The sequence below is a fragment of the Dietzia sp. UCD-THP genome, assembly GCF_000349585.1.
In the GTDB taxonomy this organism is placed as follows: Bacteria; Actinomycetota; Actinomycetes; order Mycobacteriales; family Mycobacteriaceae; genus Dietzia; species Dietzia natronolimnaea_A.
The window spans coordinates 1-352 of sequence record NZ_AOSR01000174.1 but is presented as its reverse complement, the minus strand read 5'-3'; the positions used below and the strand labels follow the sequence as shown (position 1 = coordinate 352).

Sequence of the window (352 nt, the reverse complement as noted above, 5' to 3'; positions counted from 1 at the left end):
GGCGTCGCGGCCGAAGGTGAATCTGTGGCGCGACAGGTATGAAGAGCGGGGCATCGCTGGCCTGGTTGATGAGAAGCGTTCGGGCCGGCCGCGGACGCTTGATCATGCGGCGATCGTGACCGCGACGTTGATGCCACCTCCGAAGTCTCTGGGGGTGACGCACTGGTCGTCGCGCCTGCTGGCGCAGCGGTTGAAGATCTCGCCCACCTCGGTGCTGACCGCGTGGCGGGCGTACGGGATCAAGCCGTGGCGGTCCGAGACGTTTCGCTTCTCCACCGACCCGGAGCTGGTCGGCAAAGTCACTGACATATGCGGCCTGTACTTGGCGCCACCGGAGAACGCGATCGTGTTG

The 352-nt window shown here is 65.6% G+C and carries 1 protein-coding gene; it reads left to right on the top strand.

All coding sequences use genetic code 11. From position 1 onward, the window contains the following. Positions 1-352, top strand: a 352-nt coding sequence (locus H483_RS38660) for a helix-turn-helix domain-containing protein (RefSeq protein ID WP_152427921.1), incomplete at both ends; no start/stop codon positions are given.